Here is a 19320-nt window from a genome sequence, read left to right as displayed (position 1 = left end):
CGCCGGCATACGTCAAGTTGAGCGAAGCGACACACTGCAGTACCACCATCGGAACATCGGGCCATTCCGATGGAGTACAAAGTCCTACCGCCCGCTTGCCCCACCCTCTCGTACCCCTCCTAGACTGAACTTCCAGCACAGGCGGCTACACGCTCGAAAGGCGCCCCCGTGTCCATCGGCAACTCCCCTGAAGACGAGCGTCCGTTCGAAGACGTTTCCGAGGAAGACCGCCCCTCCGTGTCCGTCGGCCGAGCGCTGCAGCAGGCGCGTATCGCCGCCGGGCTGACCGTCGACGACGTCAGTACCGCCACGCGCGTCCGGATCGCCATCGTGCACGCCATCGAGGCGGACGACTTCGCTCCGTGCGGCGGTGACGTGTACGCGCGCGGGCACATCCGGACCCTGGCCAGGGCCGTGGATCTCGACCCGGCGCCGCTGCTCGCCCAGTACGAGCAGGAGCACGGCGGCGGCCGCCCCGCGCCGACCCCGGCCGCCCCCCTCTTCGAGGCGGAACGCATCCGCCCGGAGCGGCGCGGACCCAACTGGACCGCGGCCATGGTCGCCGCGATCGTCGTCGTGATCGGCTTCGTCGGCTTCACCATGGTCAAGGGCGAGGACGAGGGCGGCAAGGCGAACGTCGCCGACGGCGCCGGCCCGAGCGAGTCCGCCTCTCCCACACCCAAGTCCGAGAAGCCCGTCGCCCCCGAGCCGGCGCCGTCGGACAGCGCCATCGCCGCCGCCCCGCAGGACAAGGTGACCGTCCAGGTCACCGCCGCCGACGGCCGCAGCTGGATCTCCGCCAAGGACCACAACGGCCGGCTGCTGTTCGACGGGCTGCTCAAGCAGGGCGACACCGAGACCTTCCAGGACAGCTCGAAGATCAACCTGGTGCTCGGGGACGCCGGTGTGATCGACCTGTTCGTCAACGGCAAGAAGATCGAGGACGACTGGCAGCCGGGCGCGGTCGAGCGCCTGACCTACACCAAGGGCGACCCGCAGGCCGGATAGAAGGTCCCCGGGGGCGCGTCGGCGACGGGGCCGGCCATGATCGGCCAACCCCGTCGACGTGGGGCCCCGACGGGACGAAGTAGTCTTGAGCCCATGCCTGAACGCCGTACCGTCGCACTCGTCACTCTTGGCTGCGCCCGCAACGAGGTGGACTCGGAGGAGCTCGCAGGCCGTTTGGAGGCGGACGGCTGGCAGCTCGTGCAGGACGCCGAGGACGCCGACGTGGCCGTCGTCAACACCTGCGGCTTCGTCGAGGCCGCGAAGAAGGACTCCGTCGACGCCCTCCTGGAGGCCAACGACCTCAAGGGACACGGGAGAACGCAGGCCGTCGTGGCGGTGGGCTGCATGGCCGAGCGGTACGGCAAGGAGCTCGCCGAGGCCCTTCCCGAAGCCGACGGCGTGCTCGGCTTCGACGACTACTCCGACATCTCCGACCGCCTCCAGACCATCCTCAACGGCGGCATCCACGCCTCCCACACCCCGCGCGACCGGCGCAAGCTCCTGCCGATCAGCCCGGCCGAGCGGCAGGACTCCGCCGCCTCCGTCGCCCTCCCGGGGCACGCCCCGGCCGACCTCCCCGAAGGTCTGGCCCCGGCCTCCGGACCCCGGGCACCCCTGCGCCGCCGGCTGGACGGCGCCCCGGTCGCCTCCGTGAAGCTCGCCTCCGGCTGCGACCGGCGCTGCTCCTTCTGCGCCATCCCGTCCTTCCGCGGCTCCTTCATCTCGCGCCGGCCCAGCGACGTGCTGAACGAGACGCGGTGGCTGGCCGAACAGGGCGTGAAGGAGATCATGCTGGTCTCCGAGAACAACACCTCCTACGGCAAGGACCTGGGCGACATCCGGCTGCTGGAGTCCCTGCTGCCCGAGCTCGCCGAGGTCGACGGTCTGGAGCGGGTGCGGGTCAGCTACCTCCAGCCGGCCGAGATGCGGCCCGGTCTGATCGACGTGCTGACCTCCACCCCGAAGGTCGCCCCGTACTTCGACCTGTCCTTCCAGCACTCCGCGCCCGACGTGCTGCGCGCGATGCGCCGCTTCGGCGACACGGACCGCTTCCTCGAACTGCTCGACACCATCCGAGGCAAGGCGCCCCAGGCCGGTGTGCGCTCCAACTTCATCGTCGGGTTCCCCGGCGAGTCGGCGGACGACCTCGCGGAGCTGGAGCGGTTCCTGAACCACGCCCGGCTGGACGCCATCGGCGTCTTCGGCTACTCCGACGAGGAGGGCACCGAGGCGGCGACGTACGACCGCAAGCTGGACGAGGAGGTCGTCGCCGAGCGGCTGGCCCGCGTCTCCCGGATGGCCGAGGAACTCGTCTCGCAGCGCGCCGAGGAGCGCGTCGGCGAGACCGTGCACGTGCTGGTGGAGTCCGTGGACGAGGAGGAGGGCGTGTACGGACGGGCGGCGCACCAGGCTCCCGAGACGGACGGCCAGGTGCTGCTCACGAGCGGCGAGGGACTGAGCGTCGGCCGTATGGTCGAGGCGAAGGTGGTCGGTACGGAAGGTGTCGACCTGGTGGCCGAGCCGCTGTTCCAGGGTTCGCTCGCGCGGAGTGAGGAGGCGGGCAGATGACGGGTGCTCCGGCATCGGCGGCGGGCGGCCCCCCCGGTGCGAGGAGGGTGGTGGGCCCCGCACCCGCGGGCGTGACGGGACCGGTGCCCGGCCGCACGGCCGCGGCGCGGGAGTCACGGGGTACGGCTCCGGGTTCTTCCGGCGGCGGTCCGGCACGGCGTGGCCGGGCCGGGGCCCGGGCACGGGGTGACGTGGCGGTTCCGGCCGTCGCGCCCGGCGACGCCCTCGACGCCGGGGACGGTACGAAGCCGGCCCGCGGCGCGAAGATCGCGGCGGCGGCCGTCAACCAGGCCAGCGTCTGGAACATCGCCAACCTGCTGACCATGCTGCGGCTGCTCCTGGTGCCGGCGTTCGTGATGCTGATGCTCGCCGAGGGCGGCTACGACCCGGCGTGGCGGTCGTTCGCCTGGGCGGCCTTCGCCGTCGCCATGATCACCGACCTGTTCGACGGTCACCTGGCCCGCACCTACAACCTCGTCACCGACTTCGGGAAGATCGCCGACCCCATCGCCGACAAGGCGATCATGGGTGCGGCGCTGATCTGTCTCTCCGCACTGGGCGACCTGCCGTGGTGGGTCACCGGCGTCATCCTCGGCCGGGAACTCGGCGTCACGCTGCTGCGTTTCTGGGTCATCCGCTACGGCGTCATCCCGGCCAGCCGCGGGGGCAAGCTGAAGACCCTCACCCAGGGCATCGCCGTCGGCATGTACGTGCTGGCGCTGACGGGGTGGCTGGCGACGCTGCGGTGGTGGGTGATGGGAGCGGCGGTCGTGCTGACCGTGGCGACCGGACTCGACTACGTGAAACAGGCCATTGTGCTCCGCAGGCAGGGAATCGCCGAGCGCAAGGCGGCGTTGGAGGAGAAGGAAGCGTGAGTTCCACGGCCACCGACGTGGTGCGACTACTCACTGTGAACGGTGAGACGCTCGCCGTCGCCGAGTCGTTGACCGGTGGTCTGGTGGCGGCGGAGATCACCGCGGTACCGGGGGCCTCCAAGGTCTTCCGGGGCTCGGTGACGGCCTACGCCACGGAGCTGAAGCACCGGCTGCTCGGTGTGGAGGCCACTCTGCTGGCCGAGCGGGGGGCGGTGGATCCGCAGGTGGCGGCCCGGATGGCGGCGGGCGTCCGGGAGGCGCTGGGCGCCGACTGGGGCATCGCCACCACCGGCGTCGCCGGTCCGGACCCGCAGGACGGCCAGGACGTCGGGACGGTTTTCGTGGCGGTGGCCGGGCCCGCGCGGGCGGGTTCCGCTTCCGCCGGCGGCGGAAAAGTGGAGCGTCTGCGGTTGAACGGCGACCGTGCGGAAATTCGTATGGAGAGTGTACGGAGCGTACTGGAACTGCTTTTGACGGAGCTTGTGGGCGAACAGACCGGGAATGAGCGGGCACAGGATACGGAACGGAACGGGGGGTTTTGATGTTTGCAGCCCTGAGTGAACACGACATCGCTCCCCGCACGGCCGCGGCGCAAGGCGGTACGGTGGGGCGTGAAGGATGCGGCTACGCGGTCCGAGGAGGGAGCCACCGATGATTCTGCTCCGTCGCCTGCTGGGTGACGTGCTGCGTCGGCAGCGCCAGCGCCAGGGCCGTACTCTGCGCGAAGTCTCCTCGTCCGCCCGAGTCTCACTCGGCTATCTCTCCGAGGTGGAGCGGGGGCAGAAGGAGGCTTCCTCCGAACTGCTCTCCGCCATCTGCGACGCGTTGGACGTACGGATGTCCGAGCTCATGCGGGAAGTGAGCGACGAGCTCGCCCTCGCCGAGCTGGCCCAGTCTGCTGCAGCGACCCCCAGCGAGCCCGTACCCACGCCGGTTCGCCCGATGCTGGGTTCCGTCTCGGTGACCGGTGTGCCACCGGAACGGGTGACCATCAAGGCGCCCGCCGAGGCGGTGGACGTCGTCGCCGCGTAGGCGCGGTGTTCAGCGCCCGAGCGGCGTGAAGGGTGTGGGATGCCCCGGTAGGGGCCCGTCCGGAAGATCCGGAGGGGTGCCGCCGGGGTTTTTCGCGTCCCGGGACCGCCGCGCGCGGCACCCCGTGTGCGTTTGCCGGTGGGGCGGGCGGCCGTCATCGTGGAAGGACGAGGCGGGGGTCAGCCACGGAGGTGCGGATGTACGTCGTGAAGAGCCCGTTGTCCGACGAGAACCTGAAGACCGTGTCCGAGGCGCTGCAGGGCGCCCTGGTCGATCTGGTGGACCTCGCCCTGGTGGCGAAGCAGATCCACTGGAACGTGGTCGGGCCACGCTTCCGCTCCGTGCACCTCCAGCTCGACGAGGTCGTGGCGCTGGCGCGCACGCACTCCGACACCGTCGCCGAGCGGGCCGCGGCTCTGGGTGTCTCGCCCGACGGGCGTGCCGCGACGGTGGCCGTGGGCAGCGGGATCGGAGTGACACCGGAGGGCTGGGTCGACGACTCGGCCGCGGTGAGCGCGATGGTGGACGCCCTGGGCGCGGTGATCGCGCGCATGCGTGAGCGGGTGACGTCGACCGAGGAGCCGGACCCGGTGAGCCAGGACATCCTCATCGCGATCACCGGGGACCTGGAGAAGCAGCACTGGATGTTCCAGGCGGAGAACGGGTGAACCGACCGTGGGAGCCGCGGGCCCCGGTGACCGCGGTTCGGGTGCGGGAGGTGTGACGCCGGGCCGGGGCGCGCGCCGGTGGGCCGTCGTCGGGCTCGGGGCGCTGTGGTGGTGGGCGGTGGCGCGGCTGGTGCTGGCGCCCGATGGCGGCGCCCTGGAAGGGGCGGTCGCGGCCGGCGGGTGGGGGCTCAGTGTGCTGCCGGTGCACTGCACGCCCAAGGCGCGGGCGCAGGGGGCGCTCGCGGCGGGGCGCTGGCGGCGTGCGTGGCGCTCGCGCGGGCGCGGCACCAGGTGACGTGACGGCTCGTCCGGTCCGTCGCGCGCGGGCGGGGGTCAGCGGGGGAGGCCGCCCCGTCGTCCGCCTGCGGGGGCCGGGCCCGGCTGGCAGGTGGGGCACCAGTACGTGGGCCGCTCCCGGGAGCCGTCGCCCTGGTCGGCGAGACGGATCGGGGTGCCGCAGCGCAGGCACGGGCGGCGGGCGCGGCCGTACACGTAGAGGTCCTGGCCGCGGCGGCCCGTCGTGTTGCGGACCGGGCGTTCCCGGTTGAACTCCAGCAGCTTCCTGGCCAGTTCCGCGACCTTGGCGGCTCGGTCGGCGGGGAGCTTCCCCACGGGGAGCCAGGGGGTGACGCCGAGCAGGAAGCACAGTTCGCACTTGAAGACATTGCCAACACCGGCGAGGTTGCGCTGGTCGAGGAGCGCCTCGCCGAGCGGGCGGGCCGGGTCCTCCGTCAGGTTGGCCAGAGCGAGGCCGGGGTCCCAGTCGGGGCCCAGGAGGTCGGGTCCCAGATGGCCGACCGCGCGGTCCTCGTCGGCGGTGCGCAGCAGTTCCAGGACGGGCAGCCGGTAGCCGACAGCCGTCTGATCGGTGGTGCCGAGGATCGCGCGGATCTGGTGGGCGGGGCCGCCGTTCCAGCGCTGCCCGTCGGCGTACACCCGCCAGGAGCCGTCCATCCGCAGGTGCGAGTGCAGGGTCAGGCCACCCTCGACGCGGGTCAGCAGGTGCTTGCCGCGCGGGGTGACGTCCAGGACGGTGCGGCCGGTGAGGTCGGCCGTGGCGAACCGGGGCACCCGGAGGTCGCTGCGGGTCAGCACCCGGCCCGCGAGGGCGTCGTGCAGCCGTCGCGCGGCCTGCCACACCGTGTCTCCTTCAGGCATGCGTCAAGAGTGGCATGCCGCGCCGGACGGGGGCGGGGCGCCGTGGGTCCGCCGCCCGCCGCCGTGGGTCCGCCGCCGTGCGGGTGTGCCGGGCGGTCTCGGGCGCCCGCCGGTCGGGCGTGCCGGGCGGTCCTCGGGCGCGCGCCGGTCGGGTACACGCCGGGTCAGGCGCGCAGGCGCAGGCCCCGGGGGGTGGCCACGAAACCGGCGTTCTCCAGGAGGGCGCCCAGGGGGGACGTCAGGGCCGGGGATCCGTTGATCCGCTCCACCGTGACCGTGCCGAGGGAACCCGCGCGGGCGGCGCCGGCGAGGGCCTCGGCGGCGGCCGGGAGGCGGGGGTCGTCGGACGGTTCGCCGGCGTCCGCCGCGGGCCAGACCAGCAGTGTCTTGCCGCCGCGCTCCATGTAGAGCGTCAGCTCGCCGTCCACCAGCACCACCAGGGAGCCCGCCTTGCGGCCGGGCTTGTGCCCGGCTCCGGTCGGAGGTTCCGGCCAGCCCAGCGCGGCACCGTAGGCGTTCGCCGGGTCGGCGGCGGCCAGGACGACGGCGCGCCCCGAGCGGTCCGGCCCGGTACGCCGGCCGGCGAAGGGGTCGTACGACGGACCACCGCCGTTCTGCCAGGGCGGTGGGGCCTGGGCGGCCCGGTCGCGCGGGGAGACGTGGTCGCCCGGCGACGGAGGGGGGAACACGGAATCCTCCGGGCCGTCGTGCCCCGGGCCGCCGTCGAACGGGACGGGCAGGTCCGCGGCCGGCATGCCGCCGGCCCGCTCGCGGGCGTTGGCCGCCGCGCGCAGGCGGTCCACGGCGCCGTCCATCGCGAACTGGGCGGCGCCCAGGCCCTCCACCACATAACCGCGGCGGGCCTGGCCGGTCTCCTCGAACGCCGCCAGGACGCGGTACGTCGCCGAGAAGCCGCCCTCGACACCCTCCGCGGAGACCGCCCCCCGGGTCACCACACCGTGCCGGTCCAGCAGGGTGTGCGCCAGCGCGTGCGCGCGGACGGTCGGGTCGGCCTCCCGGTCCGGGACCAGGGACCAGCGTCCGGCGACGGTCGGCGGCCCCGTGCGCGAGGCGGTACGGGCGGCCGCGGTGAGCGAGCCGTAGCGCCCGCGCGGGACCGCGCGCTTGGCCCGGTGCGCGGTGGAGCCCGCCGTGCGGCCGGAGCCCAGCAGGGAGCGCAGGGGGGAGAGGGTGTCGTTGGTCAGCCGCCCGGACCAGACGAGGTCCCACAGGGCGTCGGCCAGCTGGGGGTCGGTGGCCTCCGGGTGCGTGGTGGCCCGGACCTGGTCGGCGATCTGGCGGAAGAACAGACCGTATCCGCCGGTCAGGGAGTCCAGGACGGACTGGTGGAGTGCGGTGAGCTCCAGCGGGAGCGGGGCCGGCAGCAGCAGCGGTGCCGCGTCGGCGAGGTACAGGGAGACCCAGCCGTCCTTGCCCGGGAGCGAACCGGCACCCGCCCACACCACCTCCCCGGAGGCCGTGAGCTCGTCCAGCATCGCCGGCGCGTAGCTCGCCACCCGTGCCGGCAGGACCAGTTTCTCCAGCGCGGACGCGGGCACCGAGGCGCCCTGCAACTGCTCGACGGCCCGCACCAGGCCGTCGACACCGCGCAGGGAGTGGCCCTTGCCGATGTGCTGCCACTGGGGGAGGAACTGGGCGAGCGAGGCCGGCGGCACCGGTTCCAGCTCGTGCCGCAGCGCGGCCAGGGAACGGCGGCGCAGCCTGCGCAGCACGGCGGCGTCGCACCACTCCTGTCCGATCCCGGCGGGATGGAACTCCCCCTGCACGACCCGGCCGGCCGCGGAAAGCCGCTGCAGAGCGCCCTCGGTGACCGCCACGCCCAGGCCGAAGCGGCCCGCCGCCGTGGCCGAGGTGAACGGGCCGTGCGTGCGCGCGTACCGCGCGAGAAGGTCTCCGAGGGGGTCCTTGACGGGTTCGGTGAACGCCTCCGGCACACCCACCGGCAGCGCCGTGCCCAGCGCGTCCCGCAGCCGGCCGGCGTCCTCGACCGCCGCCCAGTGGTCGGCGCCGGCCACCCGCACCCGGATGGCGCGCCGCGCGGCGGCGAGCTCCCGCGCCCACTGCGGATCGGCGCCGCGCTCGGCGAGTTCGCCGTCGGTGAGCGGGCCCAGCAGCCGCAGCAGGTCGGCGACGCCCTCCGCGTCCTTGACGCGCCGGTCCTCGGTGAGCCACTGCAGTTCCCGCTCCAGCTCGGTCAGCACCTCGGCGTCGAGCAGTTCGCGCAGCTCGGCCTGGCCGAGCAGCTCGGCGAGCAGCCGTGAGTCCAGCGACAGCGCGGCGGCGCGGCGCTCGGCGAGCGGGGAGTCGCCCTCGTACAGGAACTGGGCGACGTACCCGAAGAGGAGGGAGCGGGCGAACGGCGACGGCTCCGGGGTGGTGACCTCCACCAGACGCACCTTGCGGGACTCCAGGTCGCCCATCAGCTCGACCAGCCCGGGCACGTCGAAGACGTCCTGGAGGCATTCGCGCACCGCCTCCAGGACGATCGGGAACGAGCCGAACTCCCCGGCCACCTGGAGCAGCTGCGAGGCACGCTGGCGCTGCTGCCACAGCGGGGTGCGCCGGCCGGGGTTGCGGCGCGGCAGCAGCAGCGCGCGGGCGGCGCACTCGCGGAACCGGGACGCGAACAGCGCCGAACCGCCCACCTGGTCGGTGACGACCTGGTCGACCTCGCCCTTGTCGAAGACGACGTCCGCGGCCCCCACGGGGGCCTGGTCGCCGTCGTACTCGCTGCCGGCCTTCACCGGGTCCTGGTCGAGCAGGTCGAGACTCATCAGGTCGGCGTCCGGCAGGCGCAGCACGATCCCGTCGTCGGCGTGCATCACCTGGGCGTCCATGCCGTACCGCTCGGAGAGGCGGGCGCCGAGCGCGAGCGCCCACGGGGCGTGCACCTGGGCGCCGAACGGGGAGTGCACGACGACCCGCCAGTCGCCCAGCTCGTCACGGAAGCGCTCGACGACGATGGTGCGGTCGTCGGGGACATGGCCGCAGGCCTCGCGCTGTTCGTCGAGGTAGGACAGCACGTTGTCCGCGGCCCAGGCGTCCAGTCCCGCCGTGAGGAGTCGCAGCCGGGCGTCCTCCCTCGACTGCGAGCCCACCTCGCGCAGGAAGGCGCCCACCGCGCGGCCCAGCTCCAGCGGACGGCCCAGCTGGTCGCCCTTCCAGAACGGCAGCCGGCCCGGCACGCCCGGCGCGGGGGAGACCAGGACCCGGTCGCGCGTGATGTCCTCGATGCGCCACGAACTGGTGCCGAGGGTGAAGACGTCGCCCACGCGCGACTCGTAGACCATCTCCTCGTCGAGCTCACCGACCCGGCCGCCGCCCTTCTTGGGGTCGGCACCCGCCAGGAACACCCCGAACAGGCCCCGGTCGGGGATCGTGCCCCCTGAGGTCACGGCGAGGCGCTGTGCGCCGGGGCGGCCGGTGATCTCACCCGTGACCCGGTCCCACACCACGCGCGGGCGCAGCTCGGCGAAGGCGTCGGACGGGTACCGGCCGGCGAGCATGTCCAGGACGCCGGTGAAGGCCGACTCGGGCAGGGAGGCGAAGGGGGCCGCCCGGCGGACCAGGGCGAGCAGGTCGTCGACCTGCCAGGTGTCCATGGACGTCATCGCGACGAGCTGCTGGGCCAGGACGTCGAGCGGGTTGGCGGGGACGCGGAGGGCCTCGATGGCCCCCGTGCGCATCCGCTCGGTGACCACGGCCGACTGCACCAGGTCGCCCCGGTACTTCGGGAACACCACGCCCGTGGAGACCGCGCCCACCTGGTGCCCCGCCCGGCCGACGCGCTGGAGCCCCGAGGCGACCGACGGCGGCGACTCGACCTGGACCACCAGGTCGACGGCGCCCATGTCGATGCCCAGCTCCAGACTGGAGGTGGCGACGACCGCGGGCAGCCGGCCCGCCTTCAGGTCCTCCTCGACCAGGGCGCGCTGCTCCTTGGACACCGAACCGTGGTGGGCCCGCGCGATGACCGGGGGCGCGCCCTGGGCGGCCCCGGAACCGCCCATCAGCTCGGCGGGGGAGTGCTGCTCGTCCAGCGGCTCCCCGGTGGCCCGCTCGTAGGCGATCTCGTTGAGCCGGTTGCACAGGCGCTCGGCGAGGCGGCGGGAATTGGCGAACACGATGGTCGAGCGGTGCGACTGCACCAGATCGGTGATCCGCTCCTCCACGTGCGGCCAGATCGACGGGCGCTCGGCCCCCTCCGAGCCGTCGGCGACCGGGGACCCGCCCAGCTCGCCCAGGTCCTCGACCGGCAGCACCACGGACAGGTCGAACTCCTTGCCCGACGGCGGCTGAACGATCTCCACCTTGCCGCGGGGGGCGAGGAACCGGGCCACCTCGTCCACCGGACGCACGGTCGCCGAGAGGCCGATGCGGCGGGCGGGGCGGGGCAGCAGCTCGTCCAGCCGCTCCAGGGAGAGGGCGAGGTGCGCGCCGCGCTTGGTGCCCGCGACCGCGTGCACCTCGTCCAGGATCACCGTCTCCACGCCCGTCAGCGCGTCCCGCGCGGCGGACGTCAGCATCAGGAACAGCGACTCCGGAGTGGTGATCAGGATGTCCGGCGGCCGGGTCGCCAGGGCCCGCCGCTCCGCCGGAGGGGTGTCGCCGGAGCGGATGCCGACCTTCACCTCCGGCTCGGGCAGCCCCAGGCGCACGGACTCCTGGCGGATGCCGGTCAGCGGGCTGCGGAGGTTGCGCTCCACGTCCACGGCGAGCGCCTTCAGCGGCGAGACGTACAGCACACGGCAGCGCTTCCGTGGATCGGCGGGCGGCGGTGTGGAGGCCAGCTGGTCCAGGGCGGCGAGGAAGGCGGCCAGGGTCTTCCCCGAGCCGGTGGGGGCGACCACCAGCACGTCCGATCCCTCCCCGATGGCCCGCCACGCACCGGCCTGCGCGGCGGTGGGCGCGGAGAAGGCCCCCGTGAACCAGCCGCGGGTTGCGGGGGAGAAGCCGTCGAGGGCCCGGTGCGGATCGCTGACCATGCGTCCATCGTGCACCCGGCCACTGACAACCGGGCGGGGCCGGGCCGCGGGCGGGCGGGTGCCGGGGCCGCGTGACAATGGCCGTATGGCGGAATCGCGCAAGGAACGAGCGCGGCACTGGCAGTACGAGGAACTGCCCGGTGTCGACCTGCTGCGCGCCCGCTACATCCGCAAGACGTTCGTCCGGCACACGCACGAGCACTTCGTGATCGCCGCCATAGCCGACGGGGTGGAGGTCTTCCACCACGGCAGCGGGGACCAGTACGCGGGTGCCGGTTCCCTCGCGCTGGTCAACCCCGACACCCCGCACACCGGCCGGGCCGGCGTCCCCGAGGGGTGGCGGTACGGAGCGGTGTACCCCTCGCCGGAGGTGGTGGCCGCGATCGCCGCCGAGACCACCACGCTGCGCGGCACACCCGGGTTCGTGACACCCGTCCTCGACGACCCGTACACCGTCCACCTGGTGCACCAGGTGCTGCGCGCCACCGACGAGGGCAACGCGCTCGCCGCCGACACGCTGCTCCGTGTCGCGGTCACCCGGCTGCTCCGGCTGAACGGGGGCACGCTGCCGCGCCGCGAGGTGCGCACCGCGGGCGCCCGGCTCGCCGCACGCGCCCGTGCCGTGCTGGAGGAGCGGATGGCCGACCCGCCGGCGCTGGAACGGCTGGCGGCCGAGCTCGGTACCGGCCCCTTCGCCCTGCTGCGCGCCTTCCGCGACACCTACGGGATGCCGCCGCACACCTGGCTCACCGACGCGCGGGTGCGGCACGCCCGCCGGCTGCTGGACGCGGGGACGGCGCCGTCGGAGGCGGCCCTCGCGGTGGGCTTCACCGACCAGCCGCACCTGAACCGGCACTTCAGCCGGATCGTCGGCGTGCCCCCGGGCGCCTACCAGCGCGAGCGCAAGAACGTACAAGACGCCGGCGGCGGCCTGCTCGTACCGTCCGGGACGTGGCAACGGAACGGACAGCAGCACGCGTGGAACCACGGGACGACGCGGGAGGGAAGTCGGACGGTGCGGAAGGAAGGCCGGACGGCGCCGTCGTACGGGACGCCCTCGGCGTCGGGATCGCCGTCGGACTCTCCGGGTTCGCCTTCGGCGTGACCTCGGCGGGCAGTGGGCTCACCCTGCTCCAGACCTGTGCGCTGAGCCTGCTGGTGTTCACCGGTGCCTCCCAGTTCGCCCTGGTGGGGGCGCTCGCCGCCGGGGGCGGCCCGTTCACCGCCGCCGCGGGCGCGTTCTTCCTGGGGGTGCGCAACGCCTTCTACGGACTGCGCCTGTCGCAGCTGCTGGCGCTGCCCCGGGCGGTGCGGCCGTTCGCCGCGCAGTGGGTCATCGACGAGACGGCCGCCGTGTCGCTCGCGCAGCCCACCCGGCGCGGCGCCCGCCTCGGGTTCGTGGTGACCGGGCTCAGCCTGTACGTCCTGTGGAACCTCACCACGCTGTTCGGCGCGCTGGGCGCGGAGGCGATCGGGGACACCGACGCGTGGGGGCTGGACGCGGCCGGTCCCGCGGTCTTCCTGGCGCTGCTCGCCCCGATGCTGCGGACCGGCACCGAACGGGCCGTCGCCGGGCTCGCGGTGCTCCTCGGACTCGGTCTGCTGCCGGTCCTGCCGGCCGGGGTTCCGGTGCTGGTGGCAGCGCTCGCGGCACCGGCCGTGCTGTGGGCGCGGGGCCGCCGGAGCGCGACGCACCAGGACGGACCGCGGGAGGAGGAACGGTGAACATCTGGATCGCGATCGGCGTGACCGTCCTCGGCTGCTACGCCGTGAAACTCGCGGGGCTGCTGGTGCCCGCCGGGGTGCTGGAGCGCCCTCTGGTCAGGCGGCTGGCCGCGTTGCTGCCGGTCGCGCTGCTCGCCGCGCTGACGGCCCAGCAGGCGTTCGCCGACGGCCGGAGCCTGGTCCTGGACGCCCGCGCGGCCGGACTGGCGGCCGCGGCCGTGGCGCTGATGCTGCGCGCCCCGTTCCTCCTCGTCATCGCGGCGGCCGTCGCCGTGACGGCGGGGGTGCGGGCGCTGGGCGGGTGAGCGGGACCCGGCCGGCCGGAAGCGGGGCCGGTACCGCTCAGCCGACGGTCCGGCCGTACGCCACCAGGGTCCGCAGGGACTCCAGGGTCGCCGCCGAGCGTGCCTCCAGTGCCGGGCCCGGGGCCCACCGGCGCCCGTGGAAGGGCCAGCCGCCGTCCTCCTGCTGCGCGGCGGCGAGGAGGTCCAGGGAGCGTGCCATCTCCTCGTCCGTGAACCACGCGCGGGCCAGGGAGCGCGGTGTCCGCGCGTAGTCGTGCGGGAGGTGGTGCCCGCCCGGGGTGTGACCCGGGGCGACCGGGTACGGGTGCGGGCCGTCCGGGTCGGGCGGCGCGATCCGCCGCTCGCGCAGCAGGGCGCCCAGCCGGTCGGCGGCGGCCCGCGCGCGGGCGCGGTCCGGCGCGTGGTCCAGGAAGGCCACGGCGGCCTCGATCTCGCACGGGTGGGGCCTCTCCAGCGCCTCCACGGCCCGCCAGCAGAAGTCCGTGGCCCGGAACAGCCAGGCGTGCCACACCTCGTTGCGGTGCAGCAGGCCCACCACCGGCCCGGTGACCAGCAGCTCCCCCTGCGGATCGCCCGCGGCCGGCCCGGCGGGCCCGTCCGGCCGGCCGCGCCGGGCGGGAGGCGGCGCCGGCAGCGCGCCGTCCGCCGTGGAGACGGACGTCAGATAGCGGCACACGTCCTCCGCGCTCCGGCCGTCGCAGCGGCCCACGGCGTCCAGTACCCGCAGTGCCTGCGCGACGTGCGGCGGCCGGCTGGCCGGACCGCGCAGCCCGGGGTCGAGCCCGTGACCGTACCCGCCGTCCTCGTTGCGGTAGGCGTCCAGCGCCCTGACCACCGGAGCCGTGCCGCCGTCGCGGAAGTGGTGGGCGAAGAGGTGCTGGTCGAGCACCCGCGGGGTGAGCCGGACGAACCGCTCCGCCCGTGCGAGCGCACCGTGCGGCGGAGACGCCGGGGACGCCGGGGACGCCGGGGACGTCAGGGAGGTCGGGGGCTGCGGGGCGGCTCCGGTGTCGGCCATGGGACCGACCGTAGGCGGAAAGCGGCGCCGGCAGGCGCACCGGCCGGGGACCACCCCCGCAGGCGGGATACTGGGCGCATGCGGTTGACGGTTTTCTGGGAGCGGATGGCGGAGCACTTCGGTGCGGGATACGCCGAGACCTTCGCGCGCGACCATGTCATGTCCGAGCTCGGCGGGCGCACGGTGAGCGAGGCCCTGTCGGCCGGCTGGGACGCCAAGGACGTCTGGCAGGTGGTCTGCACGGTGATGGACGTCCCCCGGGAAAAGCGCTGATCGTCACAGTGACCGCGCGGGAGCGGACGGCCGGTGCCGGCGTGGGTGAGACTTGAGCCGTGGCATCCACTGACGAGACCGGGCCGGCGGCCCAGCAACCCACCACGCCCGGCGCGCCTCCGCCCGCAGGGCCTCCGGTGGACCCCACGGCCCGGCCGGGCGCCCGCATGCCGCGCTGGCTGCCGCGGGCCATGGTGCTCGCGCTCGCGCTGATCGCGGTGTTCCAGCTGGGCAGCTGGGCCTTCCACCAGCTCACCGGCCTGCTGCTCAACGTGCTCATAGCCTTCTTCCTGGCGCTCGCCGTCGAACCCGCGGTGAGCTGGATGGCGGCGCGCGGGGTGCGCCGGGGCCTGGGCACGTTCCTGGTCTTCCTGGGCATCCTGGTCGCCTCGGCGGGCTTCGTCACGCTGCTCGGGTCGATGCTGGCGGGACAGATCGTCAAGATCGTCGAGGACTTCCCCGAGTACCTCGACTCGGTGATCAACTGGGTCAACGCGCACTTCCGCACCGAGCTGCGGCGGGTGGACATCCAGGAGGGGCTGCTGCGCTCCGACTGGCTGCGCAACTACGTGCAGAACAGCGCCACCGGGGTGCTCGACGTCTCCGCCCAGGTCCTCGGCGGCCTCTTCCAGCTGCTGACCATCGGCCTGTTCTCCTTCTACTTCGCCGCCGACGGCCCCCGGCTGCGGCGCACCGTCTGCTCGCTGCTGCCCCCCGCGCGGCAGGCCGAGGTGCTGCGCGCCTGGGAGATCGCCGTGAACAAGACCGGCGGCTACCTGTACTCGCGCGGCCTGATGGCGCTGGTCTCCGGCTTCGCCCACTACGTCCTGCTGGAGTTCCTCGAGGTCCCCTACGCGCCCGTGCTGGCCGTGTGGGTGGGCCTGGTGTCGCAGTTCATCCCCACCATCGGCACGTATCTCGCGGGCGCGCTGCCCATGCTGATCGCCTTCACCGTCGACCCCTGGTACGCGCTGTGGGTGCTGGTCTTCGTGGTGATCTACCAGCAGTTCGAGAACTACGTGCTCCAGCCCAAGCTGACCTCCAGGACCGTCGACATCCACCCGGCGGTCGCCTTCGGCTCGGTCGTCGCGGGCACCGCCCTGCTGGGCGCCGTCGGCGCGCTCATCGCCATCCCCGCCGTCGCCACCCTCCAGGCGTTTCTCGGCGCCTACGTGAAGCGGTACGACGTCACGGACGATCCCCGGGTGCACGGGCACCGCGGCTCCGGCGGGGAGCGGGGACCGCTCACGCGTGCCCGCCGCCTGTGGGCCCGGCGGTCCGGTGTGCCGCGCCCCCGGGACGGAGAAGCCGGGGCCTCCTGAGGGCGCCGCCCCTGCGGGGCACCCGCGTGGCGCGGCTTGACACGAAAATCGAACATCCATTCTTATGGGAGGGCCGGTGAGGCTCGACGGCGGATGTTCTGTCCAGGTTGGTACCGGAATGCATCCGCGTTATCCACAGGCCGGACGTGCGTCGGGGCGCGTTGTCAGTGGCAGGCGTTAGCGTCTTTGGCGTGAAGCGATCGACTCAAGCAAATCGGGTGGAACCCATGGCAGGAACCGACCGCGAGAAGGCGCTCGACGCCGCGCTCGCACAGATTGAACGGCAATTCGGCAAGGGCGCGGTCATGCGCATGGGTGACCGGACGAACGAGCCCATCGAGGTCATCCCGACCGGGTCGACCGCCCTGGACGTGGCGCTCGGCGTGGGCGGTCTGCCGCGCGGCCGGGTGGTGGAGATCTACGGACCGGAGTCCTCCGGCAAGACGACCCTGACCCTGCACGCGGTGGCGAACGCGCAGAAGGCCGGCGGCCAGGTCGCGTTCGTGGACGCGGAACACGCCCTCGACCCCGAGTACGCGAAGAAGCTCGGCGTCGACATCGACAACCTGATCCTGTCCCAGCCGGACAACGGCGAGCAGGCCCTGGAGATCGTGGACATGCTGGTCCGCTCCGGCGCCCTCGACCTCATCGTCATCGACTCCGTCGCGGCCCTCGTCCCGCGCGCGGAGATCGAGGGCGAGATGGGCGACAGCCACGTGGGTCTGCAGGCCCGTCTGATGAGCCAGGCCCTGCGGAAGATCACCAGCGCGCTCAACCAGTCCAAGACCACCGCGATCTTCATCAACCAGCTCCGCGAGAAGATCGGCGTGATGTTCGGCTCCCCGGAGACCACGACCGGTGGCCGGGCGCTCAAGTTCTACGCCTCGGTGCGCATCGACATCCGCCGCATCGAGACCCTCAAGGACGGCACCGAGGCGGTCGGCAACCGCACCCGCTGCAAGGTCGTCAAGAACAAGGTGGCGCCGCCCTTCAAGCAGGCCGAGTTCGACATTCTCTACGGCCAGGGCATCAGCCGCGAGGGCGGCCTGATCGACATGGGCGTGGAGCACGGCTTCGTCCGCAAGGCCGGCGCCTGGTACACGTACGAGGGCGACCAGCTCGGCCAGGGCAAGGAGAACGCCCGCAACTTCCTGAAGGACAACCCCGACCTCGCCAACGAGATCGAGAGGAAGATCAAGGAGAAGCTGGGCGTCGGCGTACGGCCCGAGGAGCCCGCCGCCGACGCGGCCGCGGACGCCACGGGCACCGCTGCGGCCGAGCCGGCCGCGGTACCTGCTCCGGCGGCCAAGGCCACCAAGTCCAAGGCCGCGGCGGCCAAGAGCTGACCCGTGACCCGACGAACCGACTGGGCCGAGTACGAGTTCGACGCCACCGGTGTCCCACGGGGGAGGGACACCGACGGCGGCGACGGCCCGGCCGTGGCCGGTGACACGGCGTACGACGACGGCACGGGCGCCGACCGCGGCGGCAGACGGCGCGGCACAGGCGCACGGGCGGGCGGCTCGCGTGACGGCGGGCCGCGCGGTGGACGCGGACGCGGGCGCCGGACCTTCGGTGACGCGGCCGCGGCGGACGGAGGCGCCTCTTCCTCGGAGAGGGCGGAGCGGGAGGAACCTCCGGGGGACCCGGTCGAGCGCGCGCGGGCGATCTGCCTGCGCCTGCTCACCGGGACCCCGCGCACCCGGAAGCAGCTCGCCGACGCGCTGCGCAAGCGCGAGATCCCGGACGAGGCCGCCGAGGAGGTGCTGTCCCGGTTCGAAGAGGTCGGGCTGATCAACGACAGCGCCTTCGCGGACGCCTGGGTGGAGTCCCGGCACCACGGCCGGGGACTGGCCCGGCGGGCGCTCGCCCGCGAACTGCGGACCAAGGGCGTCGACTCCACGCTGATCGAGGAGGCCGTCTCCCGGCTCGACTCCGAGCAGGAGGAGGAGACCGCCCGCGATCTGGTGGCCCGCAAACTGCGCGCCACCCGCGGACTCGACCGCGACCGGCGCATCCGCCGCCTCGCGGGCATGCTCGCCCGCAAGGGCTACCCCGAGGGCCTCGCCCTCCGCGTGGTCCGGCAGGCGCTGGAGGAGGAGGGCGAGGACACGGACTTCCTCGGGGACGAAGGGGTCTGAGCCGACGCAGAGCACGCCCGCGCCGCAGCCCCCGCTGAGCAGCCGGGGCGCCGAGACCACCGACCGGACCGGAGCCCCCGCCTTCGCCGCGACGACCTGCCGCCCGGACCGACGCTCATCCGGGCGTGGCCAGGCCGGCGTTCAGGAGGTCCGCGTCACCGGGAGACCCGCCGCGCGCCACGCCTGGAAGCCGCCCACCAGGTCGGTGGCGCGACGCAGCCCCAGCCGGTGGAGGGACTCCGCCGCCAGGCTGGAGGCGTACCCCTCGTTGCAGATCACGACCACACGCAGGTCATGGCCGGTGGCCTCGGGAAGACGATGGCTGCCGCGGGGGTCCAGACGCCACTCCAGCTCGTTGCGCTCGACGACCAGAGCGCCCGGGACGAGCCCGTCACGGTCCCGCAGCGCGGCGTACCGGATGTCCACCAGCAGCGCCTCACCGGCCCGGGCCGCCTGGTAGGCGTCCGGGGCGTCGACGCGCTCGTAGCCGGCGCGCACCCGCTCCAGCAGTTCGTCGATCCCGACGGCGTCGCCGGGCTGTTCGTGCGTCCCGCTCACTGCCAGTCCTCCGGACGTTCGACCTGCTCAAGGCGCAGCACACGGCCGCTGCGACTGTAGCGGCGGATCCGCGGCAACGGCGGGAAGTAGGCGTGCACCGAGACCGCGTGCCGGTCCGGGGACTCGTTGAGCACCTCGTGCACATGGTGCCGCCCGAACGCGCGGCCCTGCCCGGCCGTCAGCCGGCGCTCCCGGTCCACGCCGTCGGTCAGCTCCAGCGTCCGCCAGCCGTCGGTGGGCAGCCGCGCGGCGAGCGAGTTCTCCTTCAGCTCGCCCGCAGCGGTCATGAAGGCGCCCAGGGAGTCGGCGTGGTCGTGCCAGCCGGTACCGGTCCCCGGAGGCCAGCCGATCAGCCAGGCCTCACTGCCGCCCGGCCCGTCGAGCCGCACCCAGGTGCGCCCCTCGGGGTCGAGCGGAAGGGCGGCGATCAGTTCGGCGTCGGCGGCGATCCGCCGTACGAAGTCGAGGAGATCCGCCTCGGAGGGAGCGGAGACGGGAGCCGGAGCAGGGGAGGAGACAGACATGTGCACCGTCCTGAGGAAGAGTTCGCGAAAGCGCGCGGCAACGGCACGCGGGAAGGGAGAGGCGAATCAACAGGACGGGCGACACACGCAGCCCGCGTAGCGGACGAGGTCCATGTGGACCCTCCGCCACAGGTGCAC

At 73.7% G+C, this 19320-nt stretch carries 19 protein-coding genes and 1 pseudogene; 14 read left to right on the top strand and 6 right to left on the bottom strand.

Translation table 11 applies throughout. From position 1 onward, the window contains the following. Nucleotides 1–168 precede the first annotated feature (168 nt). The 7 genes from IE118_RS13765 to IE118_RS13735 all read left to right on the top strand — a co-directional run bounded on the left by IE118_RS13765 (nucleotide 169) and on the right by IE118_RS13735 (nucleotide 5447). Nucleotides 169–1008 (top strand): helix-turn-helix domain-containing protein, encoded by an 840-nt coding sequence (locus IE118_RS13765; protein ID WP_189558133.1) that lies wholly within the window; start codon nucleotides 169–171, stop codon nucleotides 1006–1008. A 93-nt stretch (nucleotides 1009–1101) separates the two neighbouring features. Continuing rightward, nucleotides 1102–2577 carry a 30S ribosomal protein S12 methylthiotransferase RimO gene (gene rimO, locus IE118_RS13760; protein WP_189558132.1) on the top strand — a complete coding sequence of 492 codons (1476 nt, stop codon included), beginning with the start codon at nucleotides 1102–1104 and terminating at the stop codon, nucleotides 2575–2577. Next, nucleotides 2574–3452 (top strand): CDP-diacylglycerol--glycerol-3-phosphate 3-phosphatidyltransferase, encoded by an 879-nt coding sequence (gene pgsA / locus IE118_RS13755; RefSeq protein WP_189558131.1) that lies wholly within the window; start codon nucleotides 2574–2576, stop codon nucleotides 3450–3452. The genes rimO and pgsA overlap by 4 nt, the downstream gene beginning before the upstream one ends. Continuing rightward, a complete protein-coding gene (locus tag IE118_RS13750; protein ID WP_189558130.1) occupies nucleotides 3449–3994 on the top strand; it encodes a CinA family protein in 546 nt (181 codons plus the stop codon). Before pgsA ends, IE118_RS13750 begins: the two co-directional genes overlap by 4 nt. 109 nt (nucleotides 3995–4103) lie before the next feature. After that, nucleotides 4104–4484, top strand: a complete 381-nt coding sequence (locus tag IE118_RS13745) for a helix-turn-helix domain-containing protein (RefSeq protein WP_003993396.1) — start codon at nucleotides 4104–4106, stop codon at nucleotides 4482–4484. A gap of 197 nt (nucleotides 4485–4681) precedes the next feature. Next, a complete protein-coding gene (locus IE118_RS13740; RefSeq protein WP_189558129.1) occupies nucleotides 4682–5152 on the top strand; it encodes a Dps family protein in 471 nt (156 codons plus the stop codon). A gap of 52 nt (nucleotides 5153–5204) precedes the next feature. Beyond that, nucleotides 5205–5447, top strand: a complete 243-nt coding sequence (locus IE118_RS13735; RefSeq protein ID WP_189558128.1) for a hypothetical protein — start codon at nucleotides 5205–5207, stop codon at nucleotides 5445–5447. Between the two features lie 38 nt (nucleotides 5448–5485). Here the strand turns inward: IE118_RS13735 and IE118_RS13730 are convergent, their stop codons facing one another. Further along, entirely contained in the window at nucleotides 5486–6310 is an 825-nt protein-coding gene (locus IE118_RS13730) for an Fpg/Nei family DNA glycosylase (RefSeq protein ID WP_189558127.1), read from the bottom strand. Between the two features lie 164 nt (nucleotides 6311–6474). Next, nucleotides 6475–11316, bottom strand: coding sequence for an ATP-dependent helicase (locus IE118_RS13725; protein WP_189558126.1), 4842 nt, complete (start codon nucleotides 11314–11316; stop codon nucleotides 6475–6477). On the opposite strand from IE118_RS13725, the pseudogene IE118_RS13720 reads away from it, so the two are divergent. From IE118_RS13720 to IE118_RS13710, 3 genes and pseudogenes are all read left to right on the top strand, one after another. After that, nucleotides 11204–12154 (top strand): annotated as a pseudogene (locus IE118_RS13720) (AraC family transcriptional regulator); the annotation flags it as partial. The gene IE118_RS13725 and the pseudogene IE118_RS13720 sit on opposite strands and share 113 nt — an antisense overlap. Before the next feature lie 113 nt (nucleotides 12155–12267). Then, on the top strand, nucleotides 12268–13041 hold the full coding sequence (locus IE118_RS13715) for an AzlC family ABC transporter permease (protein ID WP_373303185.1): 774 nt from the start codon (nucleotides 12268–12270) through the stop codon (nucleotides 13039–13041). Next, entirely contained in the window at nucleotides 13038–13346 is a 309-nt protein-coding gene (locus IE118_RS13710; RefSeq protein ID WP_189558124.1) for an AzlD domain-containing protein, read from the top strand. Before IE118_RS13715 ends, IE118_RS13710 begins: the two co-directional genes overlap by 4 nt. Before the next feature lie 37 nt (nucleotides 13347–13383). Here the strand turns inward: IE118_RS13710 and IE118_RS13705 are convergent, their stop codons facing one another. Then, entirely contained in the window at nucleotides 13384–14364 is a 981-nt protein-coding gene (locus tag IE118_RS13705; protein ID WP_189558122.1) for a hypothetical protein, read from the bottom strand. Between the two features lie 78 nt (nucleotides 14365–14442). Between IE118_RS13705 and IE118_RS13700 the strand changes: the two genes are divergently transcribed. The 4 genes from IE118_RS13700 (at nucleotide 14443) to recX (ending at nucleotide 18100) form a co-directional block, all read left to right on the top strand. After that, nucleotides 14443–14637: a DUF3046 domain-containing protein gene (locus IE118_RS13700; RefSeq protein ID WP_189558120.1), complete on the top strand. Its 195-nt coding sequence runs from the start codon at nucleotides 14443–14445 to the stop codon at nucleotides 14635–14637. A 59-nt stretch (nucleotides 14638–14696) separates the two neighbouring features. Next, on the top strand, nucleotides 14697–15959 hold the full coding sequence (locus tag IE118_RS13695; protein ID WP_189558118.1) for an AI-2E family transporter: 1263 nt from the start codon (nucleotides 14697–14699) through the stop codon (nucleotides 15957–15959). Between the two features lie 227 nt (nucleotides 15960–16186). After that, nucleotides 16187–17305: a recombinase RecA gene (gene recA / locus IE118_RS13690; protein ID WP_189558117.1), complete on the top strand. Its 1119-nt coding sequence runs from the start codon at nucleotides 16187–16189 to the stop codon at nucleotides 17303–17305. Between the two features lie 3 nt (nucleotides 17306–17308). Next, nucleotides 17309–18100 (top strand): recombination regulator RecX, encoded by a 792-nt coding sequence (gene recX / locus IE118_RS13685; protein ID WP_189558115.1) that lies wholly within the window; start codon nucleotides 17309–17311, stop codon nucleotides 18098–18100. A 141-nt stretch (nucleotides 18101–18241) separates the two neighbouring features. On the opposite strand, the gene IE118_RS13680 is transcribed toward recX, so the two are convergent. The 3 genes from IE118_RS13680 to IE118_RS34735 form a co-directional block, all read right to left on the bottom strand. Then, on the bottom strand, nucleotides 18242–18658 hold the full coding sequence (locus tag IE118_RS13680) for a rhodanese-like domain-containing protein (RefSeq protein WP_189558114.1): 417 nt from the start codon (nucleotides 18656–18658) through the stop codon (nucleotides 18242–18244). Further along, on the bottom strand, nucleotides 18655–19182 hold the full coding sequence (locus IE118_RS13675; protein WP_189558112.1) for a cupin domain-containing protein: 528 nt from the start codon (nucleotides 19180–19182) through the stop codon (nucleotides 18655–18657). Before IE118_RS13675 ends, IE118_RS13680 begins: the two co-directional genes overlap by 4 nt. A gap of 66 nt (nucleotides 19183–19248) precedes the next feature. Continuing rightward, complete coding sequence (locus tag IE118_RS34735) at nucleotides 19249–19320, bottom strand: putative leader peptide (RefSeq protein WP_311710492.1); 72 nt, start codon at nucleotides 19318–19320, stop codon at nucleotides 19249–19251.

Origin of the sequence: Streptomyces pilosus (genome assembly GCF_014649835.1) — a bacterium.
Classification (GTDB): domain Bacteria; phylum Actinomycetota; class Actinomycetes; order Streptomycetales; family Streptomycetaceae; genus Streptomyces; species Streptomyces pilosus.
This window is presented reverse-complemented; position numbering and strand designations above follow the sequence as displayed.

What these genes read in the sequence shown, in the direction of transcription:
- rimO (WP_189558132.1), top strand. Translation starts at nt 1,102, where the DNA reads ATGCCTGAACGCCGTACCGTCGCACTCGTCACTCTTGGCTGCGCCCGC.
- pgsA (WP_189558131.1), top strand. Translation starts at nt 2,574, where the DNA reads ATGACGGGTGCTCCGGCATCGGCGGCGGGCGGCCCCCCCGGTGCGAGG.
- IE118_RS13745 (WP_003993396.1), top strand. Translation starts at nt 4,104, where the DNA reads ATGATTCTGCTCCGTCGCCTGCTGGGTGACGTGCTGCGTCGGCAGCGC.
- IE118_RS13740 (WP_189558129.1), top strand. Translation starts at nt 4,682, where the DNA reads ATGTACGTCGTGAAGAGCCCGTTGTCCGACGAGAACCTGAAGACCGTG.
- IE118_RS13730 (WP_189558127.1), bottom strand. Translation starts at nt 6,310, where the DNA reads ATGCCTGAAGGAGACACGGTGTGGCAGGCCGCGCGACGGCTGCACGAC.
- IE118_RS13725 (WP_189558126.1), bottom strand. Translation starts at nt 11,316, where the DNA reads ATGGTCAGCGATCCGCACCGGGCCCTCGACGGCTTCTCCCCCGCAACC.
- IE118_RS13705 (WP_189558122.1), bottom strand. Translation starts at nt 14,364, where the DNA reads ATGGCCGACACCGGAGCCGCCCCGCAGCCCCCGACCTCCCTGACGTCC.
- IE118_RS13700 (WP_189558120.1), top strand. Translation starts at nt 14,443, where the DNA reads ATGCGGTTGACGGTTTTCTGGGAGCGGATGGCGGAGCACTTCGGTGCG.
- recA (WP_189558117.1), top strand. Translation starts at nt 16,187, where the DNA reads ATGGCAGGAACCGACCGCGAGAAGGCGCTCGACGCCGCGCTCGCACAG.
- IE118_RS13675 (WP_189558112.1), bottom strand. Translation starts at nt 19,182, where the DNA reads ATGTCTGTCTCCTCCCCTGCTCCGGCTCCCGTCTCCGCTCCCTCCGAG.